Origin of the sequence: Paenibacillus sp. TAB_01, from assembly GCF_043945595.1 — a bacterium.
In the GTDB taxonomy this organism is placed as follows: Bacteria; Bacillota; Bacilli; order Paenibacillales; family NBRC-103111; genus Paenibacillus_S.
In genome coordinates this window covers 6,008,451-6,028,993 of record NZ_JBIFNP010000001.1, presented here as the reverse complement: position 1 = coordinate 6,028,993, position 20,543 = coordinate 6,008,451, and the positions used below count along the sequence as shown (strand labels likewise).

At 52.8% G+C, this 20,543-nt stretch carries 22 protein-coding genes and 2 pseudogenes; 11 read left to right on the top strand and 13 right to left on the bottom strand.

From position 1 onward, the window contains the following. Positions 1-36 precede the first annotated feature (36 nt). Positions 37-201: a DUF1328 domain-containing protein gene (locus ACHHV8_RS29370; protein WP_395162828.1), complete on the bottom strand. Its 165-nt coding sequence runs from the start codon at positions 199-201 to the stop codon at positions 37-39. 210 nt (positions 202-411) lie between these two features. Beyond that, on the bottom strand, positions 412-855 hold the full coding sequence (locus tag ACHHV8_RS29365) for a YflT domain-containing protein (protein WP_395162827.1): 444 nt from the start codon (positions 853-855) through the stop codon (positions 412-414). A 263-nt stretch (positions 856-1,118) separates the two neighbouring features. Here ACHHV8_RS29365 and ACHHV8_RS29360 point away from each other — a divergent pair. Together ACHHV8_RS29360 and ACHHV8_RS29355 are read left to right on the top strand one after the other, a co-directional pair. After that, positions 1,119-2,257: pseudogene (locus ACHHV8_RS29360) on the top strand (SpoIIE family protein phosphatase). Between the two features lie 72 nt (positions 2,258-2,329). Further along, positions 2,330-3,511, top strand: coding sequence for an ATP-binding protein (locus ACHHV8_RS29355; protein WP_395162826.1), 1,182 nt, complete (start codon positions 2,330-2,332; stop codon positions 3,509-3,511). A gap of 86 nt (positions 3,512-3,597) precedes the next feature. Here ACHHV8_RS29355 and ACHHV8_RS29350 read toward each other — a convergent pair whose 3' ends face one another. Continuing rightward, positions 3,598-4,329, bottom strand: coding sequence for a hypothetical protein (locus ACHHV8_RS29350; protein WP_395162825.1), 732 nt, complete (start codon positions 4,327-4,329; stop codon positions 3,598-3,600). A gap of 231 nt (positions 4,330-4,560) precedes the next feature. Between ACHHV8_RS29350 and ACHHV8_RS29345 the strand changes: the two are divergent. Both ACHHV8_RS29345 and ACHHV8_RS29340 read left to right on the top strand, forming a co-directional pair. Beyond that, a pseudogene (locus ACHHV8_RS29345) lies at positions 4,561-6,043 on the top strand (amidase family protein). Positions 6,044-6,300: 257 nt separating this feature from the next. Further along, a complete protein-coding gene (locus ACHHV8_RS29340; protein ID WP_395162824.1) occupies positions 6,301-6,945 on the top strand; it encodes a hypothetical protein in 645 nt (214 codons plus the stop codon). 318 nt (positions 6,946-7,263) lie between these two features. Here ACHHV8_RS29340 and ACHHV8_RS29335 read toward each other — a convergent pair whose 3' ends face one another. Next, on the bottom strand, positions 7,264-7,416 hold the full coding sequence (locus ACHHV8_RS29335) for a hypothetical protein (RefSeq protein WP_395162823.1): 153 nt from the start codon (positions 7,414-7,416) through the stop codon (positions 7,264-7,266). A 160-nt stretch (positions 7,417-7,576) separates the two neighbouring features. Here ACHHV8_RS29335 and ACHHV8_RS29330 point away from each other — a divergent pair, with 160 nt between their 5' ends. From ACHHV8_RS29330 to ACHHV8_RS29310, 5 genes are all read left to right on the top strand, one after another. Then, complete coding sequence (locus tag ACHHV8_RS29330) at positions 7,577-8,056, top strand: DUF948 domain-containing protein (RefSeq protein WP_395162822.1); 480 nt, start codon at positions 7,577-7,579, stop codon at positions 8,054-8,056. 179 nt (positions 8,057-8,235) lie between these two features. Then, on the top strand, positions 8,236-8,583 hold the full coding sequence (locus tag ACHHV8_RS29325; RefSeq protein WP_395162821.1) for an STAS domain-containing protein: 348 nt from the start codon (positions 8,236-8,238) through the stop codon (positions 8,581-8,583). A gap of 9 nt (positions 8,584-8,592) precedes the next feature. Beyond that, the gene (gene rsbW, locus ACHHV8_RS29320; RefSeq protein WP_395162820.1) at positions 8,593-9,042 is read left to right on the top strand and encodes an anti-sigma B factor RsbW; all 450 of its coding nucleotides are present in this window, start codon (positions 8,593-8,595) and stop codon (positions 9,040-9,042) included. Further along, a complete protein-coding gene (locus ACHHV8_RS29315) occupies positions 9,039-9,815 on the top strand; it encodes a sigma-70 family RNA polymerase sigma factor (RefSeq protein ID WP_395162819.1) in 777 nt (258 codons plus the stop codon). The genes rsbW and ACHHV8_RS29315 overlap by 4 nt, the downstream gene beginning before the upstream one ends. A 118-nt stretch (positions 9,816-9,933) precedes the next feature. Further along, positions 9,934-10,251 (top strand): hypothetical protein, encoded by a 318-nt coding sequence (locus ACHHV8_RS29310; protein ID WP_395162818.1) that lies wholly within the window; start codon positions 9,934-9,936, stop codon positions 10,249-10,251. Between the two features lie 224 nt (positions 10,252-10,475). Here ACHHV8_RS29310 and ACHHV8_RS29305 read toward each other — a convergent pair whose 3' ends face one another. Further along, on the bottom strand, positions 10,476-11,306 hold the full coding sequence (locus ACHHV8_RS29305) for an NmrA/HSCARG family protein (protein ID WP_395162817.1): 831 nt from the start codon (positions 11,304-11,306) through the stop codon (positions 10,476-10,478). 232 nt (positions 11,307-11,538) lie between these two features. Between ACHHV8_RS29305 and ACHHV8_RS29300 the strand changes: the two genes are divergently transcribed. Continuing rightward, positions 11,539-11,817, top strand: a complete 279-nt coding sequence (locus tag ACHHV8_RS29300; protein ID WP_395163656.1) for a winged helix-turn-helix transcriptional regulator — start codon at positions 11,539-11,541, stop codon at positions 11,815-11,817. Between the two features lie 89 nt (positions 11,818-11,906). On the opposite strand, the gene ACHHV8_RS29295 is transcribed toward ACHHV8_RS29300, so the two are convergent. Continuing rightward, a complete protein-coding gene (locus ACHHV8_RS29295; RefSeq protein WP_395162816.1) occupies positions 11,907-12,341 on the bottom strand; it encodes a YtxH domain-containing protein in 435 nt (144 codons plus the stop codon). A 44-nt stretch (positions 12,342-12,385) separates the two neighbouring features. Then, positions 12,386-12,649, bottom strand: coding sequence for a GlsB/YeaQ/YmgE family stress response membrane protein (locus ACHHV8_RS29290; protein WP_395162815.1), 264 nt, complete (start codon positions 12,647-12,649; stop codon positions 12,386-12,388). Between the two features lie 371 nt (positions 12,650-13,020). Between ACHHV8_RS29290 and ACHHV8_RS29285 the strand changes: the two genes are divergently transcribed. Continuing rightward, positions 13,021-13,956 carry an MraY family glycosyltransferase gene (locus tag ACHHV8_RS29285; RefSeq protein WP_483874889.1) on the top strand — a complete coding sequence of 312 codons (936 nt, stop codon included), beginning with the start codon at positions 13,021-13,023 and terminating at the stop codon, positions 13,954-13,956. 185 nt (positions 13,957-14,141) lie between these two features. Here ACHHV8_RS29285 and ACHHV8_RS29280 read toward each other — a convergent pair whose 3' ends face one another. From ACHHV8_RS29280 to ACHHV8_RS29255, 6 genes are all read right to left on the bottom strand, one after another. Further along, positions 14,142-16,274 (bottom strand): GMC family oxidoreductase, encoded by a 2,133-nt coding sequence (locus ACHHV8_RS29280; RefSeq protein WP_395162814.1) that lies wholly within the window; start codon positions 16,272-16,274, stop codon positions 14,142-14,144. A gap of 339 nt (positions 16,275-16,613) precedes the next feature. After that, positions 16,614-17,210 carry a histidine phosphatase family protein gene (locus tag ACHHV8_RS29275; RefSeq protein ID WP_395162813.1) on the bottom strand — a complete coding sequence of 199 codons (597 nt, stop codon included), beginning with the start codon at positions 17,208-17,210 and terminating at the stop codon, positions 16,614-16,616. Next, positions 17,207-17,659 (bottom strand): NUDIX hydrolase, encoded by a 453-nt coding sequence (locus tag ACHHV8_RS29270; protein WP_395162812.1) that lies wholly within the window; start codon positions 17,657-17,659, stop codon positions 17,207-17,209. The genes ACHHV8_RS29275 and ACHHV8_RS29270 overlap by 4 nt, the downstream gene beginning before the upstream one ends. A 244-nt stretch (positions 17,660-17,903) precedes the next feature. Next, positions 17,904-19,946, bottom strand: a complete 2,043-nt coding sequence (locus tag ACHHV8_RS29265; RefSeq protein WP_395162811.1) for a peptidoglycan D,D-transpeptidase FtsI family protein — start codon at positions 19,944-19,946, stop codon at positions 17,904-17,906. 18 nt (positions 19,947-19,964) lie between these two features. Further along, positions 19,965-20,102 carry a hypothetical protein gene (locus ACHHV8_RS29260; protein WP_395162810.1) on the bottom strand — a complete coding sequence of 46 codons (138 nt, stop codon included), beginning with the start codon at positions 20,100-20,102 and terminating at the stop codon, positions 19,965-19,967. Positions 20,103-20,339: 237 nt separating this feature from the next. Then, positions 20,340-20,537, bottom strand: coding sequence for a hypothetical protein (locus tag ACHHV8_RS29255; protein ID WP_395162809.1), 198 nt, complete (start codon positions 20,535-20,537; stop codon positions 20,340-20,342). Between the last annotated feature and the right edge of the window lie 6 nt (positions 20,538-20,543).

Here is a 20,543-nt window from a genome sequence, read left to right as displayed (position 1 = left end):
CAGCATAAGCTGCGAAGGTCCGTATCGCTGGATTCGTTAAACTGATTTTCGTCTGCCCATCAGGAGAGAAACAACGAACAGGATGAGGAAGACAACGAATAATACTTTGGCGATACCGGCTGCTGCGGCGGCTAATCCGAAGAAGCCCAGCACCCCTGCAATAATGGCTACGACTAGAAAGATCAATGCCCAGCTTAACATGTTTGCCACCTCCTAAGAGTTTTGCGCCAGCAAAACTGGCGTCGAAAGCATACACTTTGAGTTTTGCGCCAGCAAAACTGGCGTCGAAAGCATACGCTTTGAGTTTTCCGCTAGCAAAACTATCTGTGGAAATATTTTACCTGTGTTACCCCATGGGTATAATCGGTTTTAGGTGCGTGGATGGCACGGAACCGTTCATCTCACTGGGGATTAAACAATACCGTTCGGCCCCTGGCGGTCGGCCATGTAAACGCCTGTCGTAGGAACGGAATATTCGTCCTCGCGGCGGCGGAGCCTCCGATGAGCTTCCATGGAACCGGAGTCGGTTTCATCGAACCAGACCATCACCATGATTTTCCCCATATCGAGCTCTTTCTCGTAATGGTTCGCTTCGCTTTCGGTCAGACCGAGCGAGGTCATTTTTGACCTGAGCTGGTCGCCTTTGGACCGGAACAGATTGGCGAAGGTATTTGCAATTCCCTCCTCGTACAATCCAACCTTGTTCGTGTCCATCAGGCTGGAAAGCCCCTCGGTTGTTTTATCGTCATGCGCCAGCACATAAATTTCCTCCAGTGCATATCCTTCTCGGCGGAACGCCCGAATCTCCTCGATCGCCTGCTCTTCATGAGTTACCAATTTTACTCTGCTGTCCATAGGTAATCCCTCCTAAGAGTTTGAGTACAAGTCTGCCGGACGGCGTCCATTCCTGAGTGAGGGGGAGCTGTCTCAGCCGGATCTGCCGGCATTCCCTTTGAAGCTTGGGGAGAATGATGCGCCGTATTGGCATGCTCCTTATTAACCGCTTGTCCCGTCTCTGAAACACAAAAAACTGATTCATTCGGGACCCCGGAAGGTTACTTATTAGTAGGAATAAGGCTATAATTATAAGAGGAAGCAAATAAGTTAGGGGATAACCAATGAACATCGTGATTGTGGATGATAATCCGGTTAATTTGATGGTAATTGAGAAAATATTGCAAAATGCCGGCTATAAGCATTTTATTAAGCTGCCCTCAGCCCTGGATCTGATGGAGCTGTTGAATGTCGGTACCGACGCGGAGCCGCAGGTTCCGGTCGATTTGATTCTGATGGATATGATGATGCCGGAGATGGACGGTCTGGAGGCCTGTCGGCTGCTGCAGCAGCAGGAGGGGCTGAAAGATATACCGATCATCGTTGTGACCGCGGTCGGCGACTCGAATTTGTTGGCCGAAGCGCTGGAAGCGGGGGCCATCGATTACGTCATGAAGCCGGTAAACAAGGTGGAACTGATTGCCCGGATCCGGGTGGCGCTCCGTTTAAAATACGAGAAGGATTGGCATAAGGAGAATGAGGCGCGCATCAGCCGGGAGCTTGAGCTGGCTAAGCAGGTGCAGCGCGGCGTTCTGAGCGAACCGATTTACGACAGCCTGGTGCGGATCGACGCCTCCTATCATCCGTCCTCCGAGCTTGCGGGGACCTCTACAGCTGGTATCGGATCGATGAGCATCGATACGGCGTTATTTTGCTCGATATAATGGGGCATGGCATTTCTTCCTCCTTGGTCTGTATGTTCATTTCTTCGGTCATGCAGGATACGATTACGCGGTATGTATCGCCGGAGCTGGTCATTGCCGAGCTGAACCGGTACATGAACCAGTTAAACCGCCGGGACGATTCGATAAATTATTATTTCACCGCTGTCTACTTGCTGATCGATACGGAGCGCCGAACGATTGAATACGTGAATGCAGGCCACCCACCGGGCATGCTGTTCGAAGGGGGAAAGCCGGTCACGCTGTTGAACCGCGGGTGTGCGGCGGTAGGATTTTTCGAGCAGCTGGACATATCCAAAGGAAGCGTGACTTACGAGCAGCCGATCCGGTTGTATCTCTACACCGACGGCCTGCTGGAAGCGATCGAGGAAGAAGGAAAAGATGAGATCGAACAGCTGATCACGGGGCTGCAGTCATGCGGCTATCAAGATATTGGCTGTGTCATCGACCGTCTCCTGCCCCCGGAAATTCGGGATGCGCAGGAGGATGATATCTGTATGGTCATGGTTCAAACGCTGTAAATACATGATACGCCAAGCAGGAAGAAAGGTCGGGATGACGCGCAATTATACAGAAATGGAGTTAAAGTGACTATGACGTTGAACGAACCTATACACATCCTGCTGGTAGATGATCAACCTGAAAATTTAGTGGCTTTGGAAGGCATACTTGGCAATGAGCATTACCGTCTGGTCAAAGCCCATTCCGGCGAGGAGGCGCTTCGTTGTCTATTGACGTACGAATTTGCGGTGATCGTGCTCGATGTACAGATGCCGGGAATGGACGGCTTTGAAACCGCCAAATGGATCAAATCGCGGGAAAAAACGAAATCTGTCCCGATTATTTTTGTAACGGCGGCGTACGAGGAGCAGGATCAGTCGTATATGGCCTATTCCGTCGGCGCAATCGATTATATGGTCAAGCCGATTGTCGCCAATGTGCTGAAATCCAAAATCGAAGGATTTGTCCATATCTATTTGACTCAGCAAAAACTGCAGCAGCAGACTGCGCTTCTGAACCAGCGGAAAGAGGAACTGCAGCTGGCAAAAGAGGAGGCGGAGCAGGCGGCTCGCGCCAAGACGGAGTTTCTGGCCATCATGAGCCATGAAATTCGGACGCCGTTGAACGGAGTGCTGGCGATGGCCGATCTGCTGCTGGACACCGAGCTGACCGAGGAGCAAAAGGAATTCACGGAAACGATCCGCAGAAGCGGGTCGTCCCTGCTGACAATTCTCAACGACATTCTGGATCTGTTCAAGATCGAGTCGGGCAAAATGCAGACGCAAAAGGAATTGTTCCATTTAAAGTCGTGTCTGGACGACGTGTGCGAGCTGTTTCAGCTGGAAAGCCGGCAAAAGTCGCTGGATTGGTTCCTGCATATCGATGAATCGGTCCCCGATTGGCTGGTCAGCGATGAGGTTTCCTTACGGCGCATTCTTTTTAATCTGCTGGGCAATGCGGTTAAATTCACGGAGCGGGGCAGTGTGCGGCTGAAAATCAGGCTGCTCGGGAGGAAAGGCGATACGTTTGAACTCGAATTCACGGTGGAGGATACCGGGATTGGCATCCCGGAAACGAAACGGGGCGTGCTGTTCAAGCCGTTCTCTCAGCTGGATTCCTCAACTACCCGCAAGTACGGCGGCACGGGCTTGGGGCTGGCCATCTGCAAAAGCCTGACTGAGCTGCTGGGCGGCACGATCCGCTTGGATACATCTTACGTCACCGGGGCCAGATTCGTATTTACGATCAAGGTCGAGGCGGGAGAAATGGGTTAACGATAATAGAAAAGCAACCGCGGCCAGCCCTAGGCAGAGCACGAGGTTGCTTTTTTTGAGTGCGTAATAGTCTCTATGTAAAGCTGCTATTTCAGCTTGGATTGAAGCAGCTCTACGAATTGCTGGCCGGCATTCTTGCCGCCGCCAAAGCCGCCGTTTCCGCCTCCTCGCGGGCCGCGTTCCTTGCCGTCCTGCGTCTTTGCGCCATCGACCGAGCCGCTCTGTCCTTGGCCTGCCTGTGCCGGCTTGGCATCCAAGCTGCTGCTTGCGCCGGAGCCGGAAGCGGATTGGGATTGTGTGCCATCCCCTTGAGCGGGAGCTTGTCCCTGAGCGGCTCCTTGCCCTTTTCCGTGACCTTGACCTTGGCCCGGTCTCTGGCCGCCTCCGCCCTCCTTCATTTGCTCCATACGCTCTTTCATTTTGGCAGCCGCGTCGTCCAAATATTTTTTCTGATCCGCCGTGAGCTTTTCGGTCAGCTTGGTCTGGGCGTCACTGGTCAGTTCACCCTTCGTAATGCTGTCCTGCACGACGGCCAGCATAGGCTCGGCCTGCTCCTTCGTAATTGCAAGGCCGTCCGCCTTGTCCATCATCATAAGGTTCTGGAAGGTCATCATCATCTGACGTTCCTTCTCATTCATTTGCGCCGGCTTTTCCTGATTCGTCTGCTGCGAAGCATCCTTCTTCGCGGTATCCTGCGATGCGGCCGCTTGAGCGGTATTGCCGGCTGCTGCCGTATCCTGCGATTGAGCTTGCGTTCCACAGCCGCTTAATAATAACGTCAGCAGCACCCCTGCAGCGCTAAGTTTTTTGTAATCCATGCTCCATCCATCCTCCTGATCTCCATTTGAACCTTATGTGTTTACCGATTGTAAAGGGTTCGTCAGTAAGTATATAGAAGAAATCTTAAACACTCCTGAAGATTGGCTTAAAGATAACCTAAAACATGGATGATCCGGATTATTTGGTTAGAGCTTAAGTTCCCCTTGTACGGCAGGCTGTGTTCGACTAATGTCAAATTAAACGATGGGAATGGTTGGGAGGAGAAGGGGATGGAGCTTGAGGACTGGATTGTAGAAGCGGATATATCCGGGATGCAGCAAGCGATGGAGTCCGGGCTGATCAGCTCTGAACGGCTGGCAGGGCTGTATCTTGAGCGGATAGGGAAGTTTGACGGGCAGTTGAATTCGATTCTGGAAATCAATCCCGATGCCGTAAGCATAGCCAAAGTATTGGATGCAGAGAGAAAAGAAACGGGGGCGCGGGGGCCGCTGCACGGGATCCCTATTCTTTTGATGGATAATATGGATACGGAGGATCGCCTTCATACAAGCGCAGGTTCCCTTGCTTTGGCGGATTCGTTGGCAGCTGCGGATTCCTGGGTTGCTTCCCGGCTGCGTGCGGAGGGAGCGGTTATTCTCGGAAAAACGAATATGACCGAATGGGCGGGCTACATGTCATCGCATATTTGGGCGGGTTACAGCGCAAGAGGAGGGTTGACACGAAATCCCTACGGTTCCGGGCGAGCTGTTCGTCGGGGGTTCCAGTTCAGGAGCCGCGGTGGCGACTGCGGGGAATTTGGCTGCGGCTGCGCTGGGAACGGAAACCTCGGGATCGATTATAAGTCCCAGCAGTCTGAACGGTTTAGTAGGAATAAAACCGACCGTCGGGTTAATTAGCCGGGCGGGTATCATTCCGCTTGCTCTTAGTCAGGATACTCCGGGACCCATTGCGAGAACGGTGACCGATGCGGCTCTGCTTCTGGGGGCATTGACGGGGAAAGATGAGAAGGACCCGATAACGAGCTTAAGCGAGGGACGGTTCTATCGAGACTATACGGCATTTCTGGAACGGGATGGCTTGTTGAATGCAAGAATCGGCATACCGAGATTTTATTACAAGCATTTGGACGAAGCACGTCTTGCCCTAGTGGAGAAGGCAATTAGGGATTTAAGGGATGCGGGGGCAGTGATCGTGGATCCGGTTTCGCTTCCGTGTGAGGGGACCCAATGGAACAAGGCTGTGTTCAAGTATGAATTTAAAAAAGGATTGAACGATTATTTAAGCAAGCTCTTCCCATCCGTACCGGTTCACTCGCTGCAGGAATTAATCGATTTCAATCTCAAGCATGCTGAAACGGCCCTGAAATATGGTCAAGATCTTCTAGTCCTCTCAGATCAAACGAGCGGGACGCTGATGGAGCCGGAGTATCTGGAGGGTGTGGAGCAAAACAGGATAATGGCCCGGGCGAGAGGGATTGATTACGTTCTGCAGGAGCATCGCTTGGATGCGCTCCTCTTTCTCGGTGCTCAGGGAGGCGCGGATTTGGCTGCCAGAGCGGGGTATCCGTCCATTACCGTTCCTGCCGGCCGGGCTCTGAGTGGAGTTATCGCTCCTGGAGGCTATAATACCAAAGGGCTCCAGGGGATCACCTTTGTAGGTACGGCTTATAGCGAGCCGGCACTGATTAGACTGGCTTACGCCTATGAACAAACGGCTCGATATCGAGTCCCGCCGTGTCTAACTTCATTGTAAGGGGATCTGCGCGTTAGCGTGAGTGGAGAATAGCGCTTCCATTCGCGCCTTTTTTTGTTTCTCCTCCAGCTGTCATATAAGCTAATCCCCGTCTTCCGATTGTTTCAACGCCCGAACGTTCGTGTAAAGATATAACAAGAGGCCATCCTAAAACCTGCAGGGTACATCCATCGCGCTTCCGCGAGCCTAAGCTCCGGGGAGATGGAAGTTGCATCCGTTCGTTACATGCTTGAAGTCATCGTAAGGAGGGAATGAACATGAGAACTATGCCTTGGCTGGTGGTTCTGGCAGGACTATTCATATCCGTAGATATTTGGGCGTTTCAACAAATAAATCATCTTCCCGGCACGCCGGGCTCCGTTTCATTCGCGACAGCGCAGGCTTCGGCGGCGGAGCCCGCACAGACAGCCGCATACGCCAACGCAAATGTATCGGCATCGGCGGCGGCTGCGGTAACGACGAGTGAGATTCGGCTGACGCAGCCGGTGGAAGAAAGCGGTCCATCCGGTGCGGAATCTCTGATGAAGCTGGATCGGGTGAACGGGGTGTCGATAGCGGACGATTTGAAGACGATATACGAAATCAAAGGCGAGCCGATCTCCAAACAGCGCGATGACGTGCTGCGCTTATCCCAAGTTTACAGCTATAAAGACTGCAGCATCGGTCTGGTGGACGGCGCGATCCAATATGTGGTGGTGCCGGCGTCGGCAGGGACGATAGATATTGACGGGCAGATTATCCCGATCGATCTGGCGAAGCTGGGGGAAAAGCTGGGCACGCCGTATTTCATCAGCGAGGACGGCATCGTCTATAAGAACCGTAATCATGCGTTGAAAATTTTCCTTGATCCCGATACGGGCGAAATCGATAATATTCATTATTTCCATGCAGCGGCGGAATAAGGCGCGGCAAGAAGCGGCTAAGCGCGCTTTTCCGTTAAGCGGCACTCTCGCAGGGAGCGAGGGTGCTGTTTTTTGGTATGCTATTTAATAAGGAAGAAAAGAGGGGCATTTCGCGTATGCGAATATGCCCTGTACGACGTTGCGCTTCGCGTGGCAGCCGGTCGAACCTCCTACTTAGCCCCGCCGCTTTCCTGAAAAAACTCCCTCATCCGGCACGGCCGCTTGCGGGCCCGTTCGGAAGAGAGAGTTTTGGCGGAGCTGCTTTATGAATGAACAAGCTTCACGGCCCGAGGCTGCGCTGCAGCCCGTACGAGCCTGTTAGAACTTTGGAAACACGTAGCGTACGATAAAATATAAGAAACCGAAAAAGATAACAATATAGGCTGCGTACCGAATGAAAGTCGAAGCTACCATGCCTTTGTCATATTTATGCTCGACACTTTTTTTCTCAATATCCATATTTTGATTCATGCGAATCGCTCCTTTGCTATTGAGCTTGATTTTAGGATACCGCGGTGCCATGTATTACCCCCTGCCGGAGAAGGTGAATCATCGTTTCAAAGGCCCTGCCGCGGGGTAAATACTGGACAAGCAAGAACCATTCATCTTCTGGAAAAGGAGGAAGCCATGTATGATTATTCAAATTAGCGTAGCGTTGATCGCAGTAGCTTTTGTAGTGCTGGTAGCCTTTCTTATCGTCACTTTGCGCTCGATGAGCGAGCTGCTTAAGCAGACGAACACGACGATTCGTGAGCTTCAAGGAGAGATCAAGGGGATTTCCAAGGAAGCCTCGCATCTGCTCCAGCATACGAACCAAGTGACCGTTGATGTATTGGATAAGCTGCACTCGCTCGATCCGACCTTCGATTCGGTAAAACAGGTGGGCGAAGTTGTCGAAGATATTACCTCATCGGTCAAGCAGGCCTCCACGGCGGTGGCCAAAACGATTCAAGCCAAGGTGAAGGAAGAAAAGAATCTTCCGCTCAACAACCGGATTGCCCAAGCGATTACGTTCGCTCCGCTTGTCGTCGATGTGTGGCAGCAAATCAAGCACCGCCGCATGATGGCGTCTGCGTCTGCAGCAGCTGCGCCCAAAGGCAGCTCCGTTTAAATAGGAATGAAAAAAAGGCTCCCGGACCTGTTTCATTGGTTCTCCTGTTGGGTAATGTTACAATAACAACGAGGAACCGACGGGTTCCGGGCAGCATTTGCTTACCGCGCACTTGCGGAGGCAGAGAACTTGTAATGCACTTTTCGCCCAGGCGAAATGTTTAGGAGGAGTAGGAGAGCATGATGAATCGTCAACATTCGTTCGAGATAGAGAAGCAAACGACTTCAGAGAGTAACCTGCTGATTTTGAAAGGAGAGCTGGATTTATCCAAAGCGGCTGAGCTGCGTGCGGCGGCCGATCCTTTTGTCGCGGATACGCAGCGGCGCTTGATTTTGAACCTGAAGGATCTGGGTTACATCGACAGTACGGGTATCGGCGTCATTTTATCTTTGCTGAAGGCAAGACACGTTTTGAAGGCTCCGATGGGAGTTGAGAACATTCCCCCGAAAATCCAACGTTTGTTTGACATGACAGGCCTAACCCCTTTTATTCAAGAGACCTCCATCAATGTGAATCAGAAAGGATAGAAGCACATAATGAACTTGGACAATCGTACGATCAGTATGACACTGCCGGCCGAAGCGGAATACATCGATTTGGTCCGTCTGACCTTGTACGGGCTCGGGACGAAGATCGGTTTTACTTACGAAGATATTGAAGATATGAAGGTAGCTGTAGCGGAGGCCTGTAACAATGCCGTCGTTCATGCTTATGAACCGAGCAATGTGGGGACGCTGGAAGTTCGATTCGAGCGCCTTGACAGCGGATTGAAAATTACGGTGAGGGATCATGGCTACAGCTTTAATTTTGAAGAGAAAGTGCGGCAGGCCAGCTCTCTGCATGACAAGTCCCTGGAGGAAGTAAACGTAGGCGGCTTGGGCATCTATCTGATGCAGGCGTTGATGGATGAAGTAGAGGTTAGGAACGACGGGGGAACGGAGGTCGTTTTGACCAAATGGCTCAGTAAAAGCGAGGAAATGGTATGAAACTAAATCCAGAGAGACCGGCATCCACGACCCATGAACTGATCGCCGCATATCAGGAAACAGGTTGTAACGAGGTAGCCACCTCATTGCTGCAGCAGTTTGAACCGATGGTCAAGATGGCTGCCGGCAAAATGTCGCGCAACCGTCCGGACCTCTATGAAGATTTGTACCAAGTGGGACAGATGTCGATGCTTCGTCTGTTCAAGCAGTTTGATACGGCGCAGGGCGTTCAATTCGAAGCTTACATGATGAAAAGCGTGATTGGACACATGAAGAATTTCCTCCGCGATAAATCGTGGTATGTCCAGGTACCAAGACGTGTCAAAGAGAAGGGTGGACGTATCCAGAATGCCATCGACACCTTAACCGTACGCTTGGAACAGCGCCCGAACGTGGACGAAATTGCAGCCGAGGTGGATTTATCGGTAGAGGAAACTATCGAAATCCTGGCAGGGCGAGAATATTATCATTATGTTTCCTTGGATACCCCTCTTTCTTCGGAGGAAAGCGGCGCCACGATCGGCGATCTGCTTGGAACCGAGAAGGATGAGTACCAGCAGCTTGAGCGCAGGCTCGATCTGGAGGAAGCGATGGGACAGCTGAAGCTGGAGGAGCGGCAGGTGCTTCACCTTGCTTATGTGGAAGGACAGTCCCAACGAAACATTGCCCAGCGCTTGAAAGTATCGCAGATGAGCGTTTCACGTATTCAAAAGCGCGCTCTGGAGAAGCTGCGGCAGTTGTTTGAGGAGGAACAAGACGCTTCTGACGGATGAACCGGTTGTCTGATTGAAATCCATCAGCATCCGGTTCATTTGTTTCAAGGGTGGGCTGACAGGGTAATCATAATCATAACCGGTTCATACCATTATTTAATAAAAGGCGGTGACGGTCATGACAATTAAACATAGCATTCCTTGCGAAGGCAGTGAGGTGACGGTTCGTCATACGGGAACGGATACGTATCAAGTAAGCATTCAAGCCGTATCGAATAATCCATTAGGGACAGGCAACGTATTGGAAACGTTTTCAAATTTGGATGAAGCCATTCAAGCCGCCGAGCTGTTCTGTCGACTGCATACGACTGCTAAAGAAATGGGCTATTATCTGGACAACGGCCATTTCATAAAGCCTGATCGCCCGAAGCTCCATATTGGCACTTTGCTGCAGGAAGGAACGCCTCCCGAAAGACTAAGCCTCCTGCTTAAATAAAAAAATAAATCCGGAACTTCCAGGAAGCTTTCTTCTTGGACAAGTTCCGGATTTTTTTAATTGCTGTTGAATGCAGTGGACAAAGGCGAACGCTTACGCTTCTACCGAACGATTCCGTCCTCTCCGCAAATTTTTCAGCGGCCTCGCCACTAGCGGCGGGGCTATTTTGCATCCGATCGATGAAGCGGGAACGAGAGCCTCATTATGCGCTCCCTATGCTGGCATTACCCTGCGGCATTGTGCCGCAGCCAGTCTTCAAACCGGAGCAGTCCCGGCAACCGCGCGCGAAGCGAGGCGAGATCCGCCCGAAAGCCTTCTCGGTGAAAGAAGGCGGCGGCTTTCACTCCATCATGCTCTTCGGCTGCTCCGGCCGCGGCGGAAGGCGCTGCGAATGCTATCGGCACGCCGAGCGCCGTTTGCAGTGTCTGCCTCAGCTGCTCAAGGCTTAATTCGTCGCCGGCCAGCTCTGCCGCTTCACCGATATAGAGCCGCGGCTCTTCGAAGGCAAGAGCCGCCGCCGCGCCGATATCCTGAACGGAGATCAGCTGTACCTGCGTGTCGGGAGGCCCCATATATGGGAGGATCACAGGCCTGTCTGTGTCCGAGGAGCGTAGGAAGGGAAGGAAATTATCCATAAACATAGCCGGCCGAAGAATAGTCGCTGGCAGCGAGAGAGCCTGAATCGCTCTTTCCAGACGTCCCTTATTCTCGAAGGCCGTGATGCCTGTTGCCCGGTTCGCCCCGGCCGCAGAGCTGTAGACGAAGTGCAGGACACCGGCTGCTTTTGCGGCTTCGGCGATTGTGTATCCATGGCGGAACTCCCGCTCCAGATCGTCCAGATGAAGTGCCTGGACGCTAAAGACGCCGTAGACCCCCTCCATGGCAGATCGCATGGAGGCCGGTAGGTTGAGATCCCCCTCAGCGATTTCGGCGCCTAATCGGCGCAGCTCGGCCGCCTGCGGGTGCCCGGGATCGCGTATCCATGCGCGGACGGGCTCACCCTCGTTCGAGCAGCCGTCTGGCTGCAGCCCCGCCCTGGCGGCCGCTTGCCCCAATAACGAGTATGGTTTGATGCTTCCGATTCATATGCGTTTGTTCCCTTCTTGAATAGATTTGTGACCAGGAAGGGCGCCCTGATTGTTATTGTAGGGGAGAAGCTCTATGATGAAAAGAAGGCACTATTTTTAAACATAGGTTCATACAATGAACTTACTTAATAATTGTAAGGGGATGGCTTGCATGTCAAGCAATTAAGAAGAACAATGCTTGGCTTCCATTGGGGAAGTGATGAGCATGATCGGCGGCAAATGGTCGTTTCTTGTGCTGGGGCAGCTGTTTAATCGCGGTCCTCACCGCTTTAATCAGCAGAAGAGAAGCCTTGGAGCGGTCAGCACCAAGTCGTTGACTGATATTTTGCGCCACCTGGAAAGTCACGGCATCATTCGCCGTAAAGTGTTCCCTACCGTGCCGGTTACGGTGGAGTACGCTTTGACGGATAAAGGCGCAGACTTTCAAAAGGTGCTCCTCGCCATGCGGGAATGGCGGCAGAGGTGGGGAGAGGCATAAACGTGAAAAAGCGGCGCCTGCGTTGGAGAATCGCAGGCACCGCTTGGGATGAAGCCCTTGGAGGGGCGCCATCTGCTCGGGTTGGGAGGTTACTGCAGCTTGTCCGACGGCTTGAACTGCTTAGCGCTGTCAATAGCGTCATGAGCGGTGTCGGACGCTTTATCCGCTGCCTTTTTAATGGACTGCTCCGCCTGATCCGTCGCACGGCGCGCGGTATCGGCCGCTTGCTCCGTCACTTTGCGGGCGCCTTCTACGACCTGATCGGCCGTATTTTGGGCCTTGTCCAGCAGGTCGGAGCTTTTGGAGGTCACTGTTTTTACGCCTTCGGCGGCCAGGCTTTTGGCCAGATCGCACCATTCTTGTCCTTTGGACTGCAGCATTTGAACCTTGTCGGCCAAGTCGCCTCTGAGCTCGCGTCCCGATTTCGGTGCCATCAGAAGAGCGATCAGCGCACCAGCGGCGCCGCCGATCAGCGTTCCCAGCAGCATATCGTTACGTTTGGATTCGGTAGTGGTTGTAGTCATGTTCTATCGCTCCTTTTATAGAAGAATAGGTTGTCTGCCACAGCTTATGCAGAAGGACGGTTGTTCAAAATTCTGGAGAGCAGGGTCAGCAGAAGTACGAAGATAGCCGCTCCGAGAATCGCGGGCACGACGGAGAAGCCTCCGATGACGGGTCCCCATGAGCCTAACACGAGAGCCCCGAGCCAAGCGCCTACGAAACCGGCGACCATAGCTCCCAGAATGCCGCCCGGCATACCGCCCGGCGCAATGGCAGACCCGATAGCCCCGATGACGATGGCCATGATAATAGTTATCAGTAAGCCGATCATTTTCATCACGCTCCCTTAGGTCGGTTTTTCTTGCTTGCTTATAAGTACCCGATTCGACATATCCTGAAACAAAACAGAGCGGGAACAGGCGGCCGATCATTGACAGGCAAGGGGATGGAAGCCGTCAGATCGTGCTGCAGGAAGGCGGGCTTGGCCGCGCGTTTCATCAGGCTTTTGGCCAGATGTCCACTCAGCCGATTATCACTGTCGCGTCAGGGTTTGATGGGTGTTCTGCAGTCTCTGCTGTGATATAATGGGAATTGTCATAGCCTGTTTACATATCTCGTATTTTGCAGCTTGATGGCTGTTTACCGCACTATTCATTTACCAAATGGGAGGGATACGGTATTTCGTACTTTTTTGCAGGACTCTTGTCGTTTCTGATCGTATTTCTGCTGATCCCGCCGCTTCGAAAGCTGGCTTACCGCATCGATTTTGTGGACAAGCCCCGGCCGGATGTGGAGCGTAAAATTCACCGCGAACCGATACCTTTGACCGCGGGGATCGCTATTTTTGCCGGATTTGTGGTCACGTATTTTGTTTTTATCCGCGATAATCTGGGCCAATCCGCGGCGATACTGGCGGGCGGGCTGCTTATTCTGGGCATCGGCATGGTAGATGACTGGTACAAAACCCACGGGAAAGAGCTGCCGGCTTTGCCGAAGCTGATTATTCAAGTGCTGGCGGCTGTCATTGTATATCAGTCGGGCATTGTGTTTCACGGCTTTACGAACCCGTTCAGCGGGCAGGAATTTTTGCTTCCGACCTGGCTTCAATTTATTCTGACCGTGATGTGGATCTTTGGGGTAACGACGGTCATTAACTTCTCCGACGGGATGGACGGACTGGCAGGCGGGCTGTCCACCATATCGGCCGTGACGTTGTTTGTGGTGGCGCTGGCCAAAGGACAGACGGATTCGGCGATGATGGCTATTGCGCTTGTCGGGGTCGGCGTAGGCTACCTGCGCTACAACAAGCCGCCGGCCAAAGTGTTTATGGGGGATGCGGGAGCGTCCTTTATCGGGTTTATGCTTGCGGTTATCGCATTGAACGGCGCCTTTAAGCAGGCTACGGTGCTCTCCTTGTTCATCCCGATCCTGGCCCTGGGCGTACCGATCTTCGATAACTTGTTCGTCGTGTTCAAGCGTCTGCTGAACGGCAAACCGATTTATCAAGCCGATGCCACACAGGCGCATTACCGTCTGCTGGCGAGCGGCCTTAATCCGAAGCAGGTCGTCATGTTCCTCTGCCTCGTTAATGTCTGCTTCAGTCTGACTTCGATTATTATCTTAATGCTGCACGTGTGAGCAGCTAAAATGCAGACAAACCGCCCGGCCCTCGATCCCTATGGAGATTCGAAGGCCGGGCGGTTTTGTATTTTTGGAGGAGGCTGGAAGGTTTGCATACACGGCTCGGCTCGCAGCCCCCAGTCCGCTGGAGAGTCTATGTATAACGTTTCACGGCCTTCAACAGGCCACAAATCTGCATTGTGCTACGATTGCTTCACCAGGTTTTCCGCCGTGCGGAAAGCTAAGGCAAGAATCGTCAGCACCGGATTCACCCCGCCATTGGTTACATGCACGGAGCCGTCGCTTACCCAAAGATTATCGTACCCGTGCACACGGCCTTGCGGGTCGGTAACCGATGTCGCAGGATCGCTGCCCATACGCAGTGTCCCTGCCTGGTGCTGTCCGCCGCTGAGTCCGCGGCCTGGCCGGGTCCGCCAAACCTGACGCGCACCGGCTGCCCAGAGCCAGGCTTCCGCTTTCTCGCCCAGCATGGCTGCAGCGCGAAGAGATTCGGGATGCACGGCTCCTGAGAGCTGTACTACGGGGATGCCAAAGCGGTCCTTCACCGTTGGCGAGAGCCGTACCCTGGACTCGGGGTTCGGGATATCCTGGATCGGCCCCTGAACATGGCTTGTGCGCAGGTAGCTCTCGCGCATGGCTGCCTTGCCTGCGATTCCCCATCGCGCGGCGTCCGGCGCAAGCGCTCGGTTCCAGTGAATCAGCGGCAGCCGCGTAAACTCATTGGCAAGCATCCCGCCTCCAATAATTCCGCCCGTATTCCCATGGGCGAAACGACAGGTGGCAATGCTTACGCCAGGCCCCAGACCGTCTTGAACCGGATCGTCAAAAAGGGCATAGGCTCCCGTATACACGTGGCCTTGCAGGTTTCTTCCTGCTTGGCCGCTCCGGTTGCCTACTCCGTTCGGTTCGGCATCGCTTGCCGAGTTGAGGAGCAGGCGCGCGCTTTCAATGGCTCCGGCAGCAACTACGACATGTCCCGCACGTACTTGCCGGCGTTGAACGGCCCCGCCCGCTTCCTGCACAAGACGAACCCCGGTGGCATGCTTTCCTCCTTCGGTATCTATGCGTTCCACCATCGTATCGCAAATCAAGTGGCAGTTACCGGATCGGATAGCCCGCAGTAGCATGGTATTGTGGCCGCCATTTTTACTGTTGGTCGGACAGGCGAACCCGACGCACTGGCCGCAGCGTCCACAGGCCGGACGCCCGTCACGCTCGACCGAGTTAATGAGCAGGGGAACCGGACCGGCGTCCCAGCCCAGTTTCGCTGCGGCATGAGCCAGACGTTTCGCTTCCAACGTGCTCGACAGCGCCGGCATAGGATAAGGGAGCCGGCGCATTCCCCGTCCAGGATGGGCGCTGCCGTCGCCGGAAACGCCGACTTCCCACTCCGCCCGCTCGTAATAGGGCTCGAGGTCAGCGTAGCCGATGGGCCAATCGCTGAGCGAGCTCCCATCTGGAATCCCGTAGCGGGCGGCCATACGGAAATCATCCGGATGGAAGCGCCATGCTTGAGCGCCGTAGACGCGTGTACCTCCGCCTACGGTCATTGCATTGTTATGGTAGTCCCCTTCAAAAGGGAGCGTAATCCGCTCGTCTCCGTTAGCCGAAAGCATCGTGCGAGGGTGGCCCTCCAGCGCTGGCCCTGTGTTATGGCCGTATTTGCTAAACCGGTGGTTGCGCGCATGATCGCTGCCGACCTCGCTGTATCGAAGCCAGCTTCCGCGCTCGACGACCAGCACGCGGAGCCCCGATTCAGCCAGCACCGCAGCCGCTACCGAGCCGCCTGCGCCTGCCCCGATGACGATAGCATCGTACGTGTCCCGGAGCTGATCGAAGGCCTGCTGCGGCAGCTCTTCCTCGCGTAGGGGTTCATGGAGCTCAGAGACGGGCCCCGGACGGAACCCGACCATGTCCCATGACTTGCCATCCCGATTTCCCCCAGCGTTGGGACTTCCATAATACCCTTCAATAACCAGATTGAGCAGGATGGAGAAGAAGGTTTTTTGCGAAACCGGAAAGCTCCGAAGCCGTTCATGCTCCAGCTCCCGTAACAGCTCGTCCTGCTCCTCGGCCGTCAGCTCCGAAAAAGGCCTCTGCTTGAGCGCGGCTGCTTCCTCATCCAGTGCCCGAAGCCCGGGCTCTATCAAGTCCCTCCAGGCAGCGGCATCCTCGCCGGCATGACGATGGAGGTAGGCCAAGACGCCTCCGTCGGCTGCTGAGGGCCACGCATCCCCCGGGATCATCCGATTGGCGACTGCTTCCAAGGCAGGACGCAGCTCGCTTGACAAATAGTGCTGATCATCGGCTTTCATAAGCGTTCACCCCCCAATAAAATTAGGCCTGCATTCTACTTGCTCGTCCTTGTGCGTACTTTGTTCGTTCGCCCATTGCGATCGTTCGACTCCATCCGACAAAATAATATAAAGCGCTTACAAATAAAGTCTGAGTCTTCCCTATCGGCGATAGAAGGGGAGAGTCCCTTCTAAAGTCTAGTCTATCATGCGGCTTGGTCCATCTGCCAGACATTTAAAACTCCTTTAGGATTAACTCATACAATTCGGTAAGCTCCATATCCTCCACTCGTATTAACCATACCAAAGTGTACAATCAAAAAATAGATAGATGAGATGGCCTATTCATTTAAAATGGTTTTAAATGTTCAATGGATCAAAGTCTTCAAGCTTATACTTTCCGCTTTCATAGCTTAGCGTTGTGATCGAGCACTCTGGAATCAGCTCGCTTTGTTTCTCGACGAACTGTGGATGCCAAACCTCCAATTCATTGCTGGAGAATGTGTGAACCAGAAAGTCTGTGATTAATCCTCCATGGGTAACGAGGACGATTTGACTTTGAGGCGGGTGGTTCTGTGCCAATGCTGCCAATAAAGAGGACAAGCGTTCTCCTGCTTGCCTGGCGGAATCCCCTATGGGAGGTAGATAGTCGGGCTCGCGCGTACATCGCTCCCACATAGCGACGAACTCGCCAAAAGTCTGTCCTGGCAGGTCTCCCCAATTAGCGCGCTCCCGTAATCGGCTGTCAACTTGAATGGTAGATGCTGTCTCCGATGCAATGTATTCGGCGGTTTCTTCGGCTCTTCGAAGCGGACTTGAAAGTATGGCTGTGATCGGCAGATGGCCAAGACGTTTCGCGGTCGATTGTGCCTGCAACACCCCCTTGGAAGTTAAGGGGACATCTCCGCTTGCTTTTTCTTTGATGGCATGCCTTACAAGGAAGAAAGTAATGCTCATTTATGCGTGCCTCCTGTTAGAGTTTTTCTCACTGCCCAGCTGTGATGCTCATGGAATAAACAATCAATCGCTTGAATAGGTTCAAGCCATGTAAGAATATGATTTTCCTCAGTTGGTGTACCAATTGATTTTCCCATGTCACATAAATAGAAATGACCTTCATTGAGATAATATTTATCCTCATTTATGGAATAAAAACATCTTCGAGCGCAACCTATGAAGCTTCTTAGCTCAATTTCTATTCCTATTTCTTCATGTGCTTCTCTTTTTAAACATTCTTCATATGTTTCATTGAACTCCATTCCACCGCCTGGTAGTAAAAAATTTCCGTCACCGGTATGGATGATTGCTAATTTATCTTTATGTTTGTTGAATATCAAACCGTAAACGGCAGGTCTCCAAATGTATTCTTTGCCTTTGATTTTTTCTCCAAATGTAATGGGTTGCATATATTAAACCCCTTTATGTATCTCTTTATAGTAGTAAGTATCTTTTCTTAGTTGATCTGACCCCAAGCATTTGTTCTAACTACGTAAAATGGTTATTGCTCCAGCTGTTAAGATGCTCAATAATGAATTCCACATTTTGTAAAATGTTCCTGCTCATCTGTTCAATAAAAAAAGACATCCCTATGCTTTCGCTTAGGAAACGTCCTCTTCTTGAAACCAGCAGCCTATGGGCGCTCTTGAGGGCCTATTTGTCTTTGCTTCCCGCAGGCGAGCTAAGCCCGCCGATATACTGGTCGTACGCCTGATAAATTTTGGCGGCGACGGGCGAGGCGCTGTAGCGGCCAAAACGGCCCTCGGGGATGATGACGGCGACAGCGAGAACCGGATCGTCCACCGGTGCGAACGAGATGAAGACCCCGTTATCGACGCTCCCGCCGGGCACATCCTGCGTGGAGGTACCGGTCTTACGGGCGACAGGGAAGGGCAGCTCATCGATGCCTTCCGCACCGCTCTTCATGCCGCGGATGACGGTTTCCCAATAATTTTTGGGATAGTTCACCTCGTTCAGTTGAACGGGCTCGAAGCCCTTCACGAGCTCGCCGCTCGAGGTAGTAATTTTCTCGACGAACTGCGGCTGCATGCGTTTGCCGCGGCTTGCCAGCGTGGCGGCGTATTGCGCGAGCTGAAGCGTCGTATACTTCTCGTTCTGCCCCCAGGATGCATAGACCATGGCGGATTGGGGGGAGCTTGTTTTGGCATTTTTGAAAAACTCGTTAGAACCCTCGTACTCGTTCGGCAGATTGCTGCCGGTCTTGACGCCGAGTCCGAATTGGGCAAGGTGCTCCGCCCAGACGTCCATGACCTTGGATTTTCCCCCGTATTTGTTGTACAGCGGAATTCCGACCATGGCGGACATGAAGGTATTGGATGAGTTCTGAATCGCCGTCATCGGATTCAACAGTCCGTAGGCGTGGCCGTCGGAATTGGAGATTTTGGCATTGTTGTTCAGACCGAACGAGAACGATCCTGTATCGTTGTACGTGCTGTTCGGTGTAATGACCCCTTCGCTCAAACCGACAAGAATGGTCAGCGGCTTGATCGTGGAGCCCATATATAATAAGGAAGACGGGTGCTTCGGAATCTCCTTCTCCGGATAGTCCGGATAGGAGGTGGTGATGGTCCCGTTATTGATGAACGGCATGATCCGGTTGTAATCCTCCGTGCTCATACCGCCCGTCCATGTATTCGTGTCGTAGTCGGGCATGCTGGCCATCGCGACGACCTTGCCGGTCTTAACCTCCATAGCCACCGCATAGCCGGACCGTGCATTGGGCGCGTAACCAAAATCGCCTGCCAGGCTGCGATTGCGGATAAACGACAGCTGATCCATGATCGCCTGCTCTGTAGCGAGCTGGATATTTTTATCGATGGTCAGGTACAGGTTATGCCCCTTTTCAGGCGGGATGATGGTGGCCGGACCGACGATTTTTTGAACGGCGTTGACAGGATAGCGCTTCAAGCCTTTCTTGCCGCGCAGATCCTCCTGGTACATCAGCTCCAGGCCGTCGAAGCCGACATCCTCCACATCCAGGTATTCATCCGTTTTGCTGCGGTAATATTCCAATCCCGAAGTCGGATTGCGGGCGGAGCTGAACCGCTTCATATAACCGACGAGCTGGGCGGCTATTGTCTGGGAGTCGTAGGTGCGGATGCTGTCCTCAAAAATTTCGATGCCTTTCAGCTGGTCCCGGTGCTCGGACAAATAAGCGATCTCGGCCTGGGACAAATCCGCTTTAATCCGCCGGGGAACGTAGAAGTAGCTGGGCTCCTTGGTCTTGGCCTTATCCATGTCGAAGCCGACATCCATCAGCTTGAGGATATCCGCCGCCGTCAGCGGCTTCAGCTGGGGCTGCTTGCCGTATTTGGCGAAGATCTCCTCCAATGTTTTGGCCAGCTCGATAATTTCATCCTTGTTCGTCGCCCGTCCCTCGACCCGGTAATAAAGCGACTGCATGGATCTGGACTGCGCGATAGCATAGCCGGTCCGGTCATAAATGGTTCCCCGGATCGGAGCGATGGGACTATCGCTGTTGGAAACCTCGTTCTCCACCTCTTTGAGGTACTTGCCCTCGACAAACTGGAGAATCGCGAGGCGCACAATCAATACGGAGAACAGCATAAACGTAATAAAAAAGAACAAATTCAACCGGAGTGAGAAATGTCTGCGTTTCCGGTTTTCCTGTTTCTCGGTTTGATCCTCGGTATATCGAAAAAAGCCGCTTCCCACCGTCTCCACTCCTCAGCTTTAGTCCATCTTGATTCCAAGCCAAATAATCCCGATCCAGAGTACGATTGCCGCCAGACAGCCGGAAAGCGCAGTGATGGCCGCAACGCGCCATTCCCGCTGCTTCCGGGCGTTTTTTCTTTCGAATTTCGATGCCATGCCGCTCCTGCTCCTTATTGTGTGAGGCTGCTGCTACTAGTTTACCATGGGAATAAAGCTCATGGTGAAATGTTTGCAAACTTCATATATATATGGAGATGATTTCCTCTATATTCCTAAAGACGATGCAAACGAGGGCAAAGTTGCATCCGATTTTCCGGTACCTAATCTCGATTTGATGCACGCTTGCCTTGGCAAAAAAAGCGGCTGAGGGAACGAAGCCCTCAACCGCCAAGGTTAATTATTCAATGGTTTAGCTGTGTGGGAACGGTTCTCCTCCTCACGATCACCCTTCGCAGCGAATGATTTATTTTGATTGCCGCAGCCCTGGTTGGAATGATGCTCATCCGCGTGGGCTTTTGTATAGAAATCGATAATATCGTCAATGGTTCGGAAGTCTTCATTGGAATTGGATTGAAAATAAGATGTTTGCATGTTTGT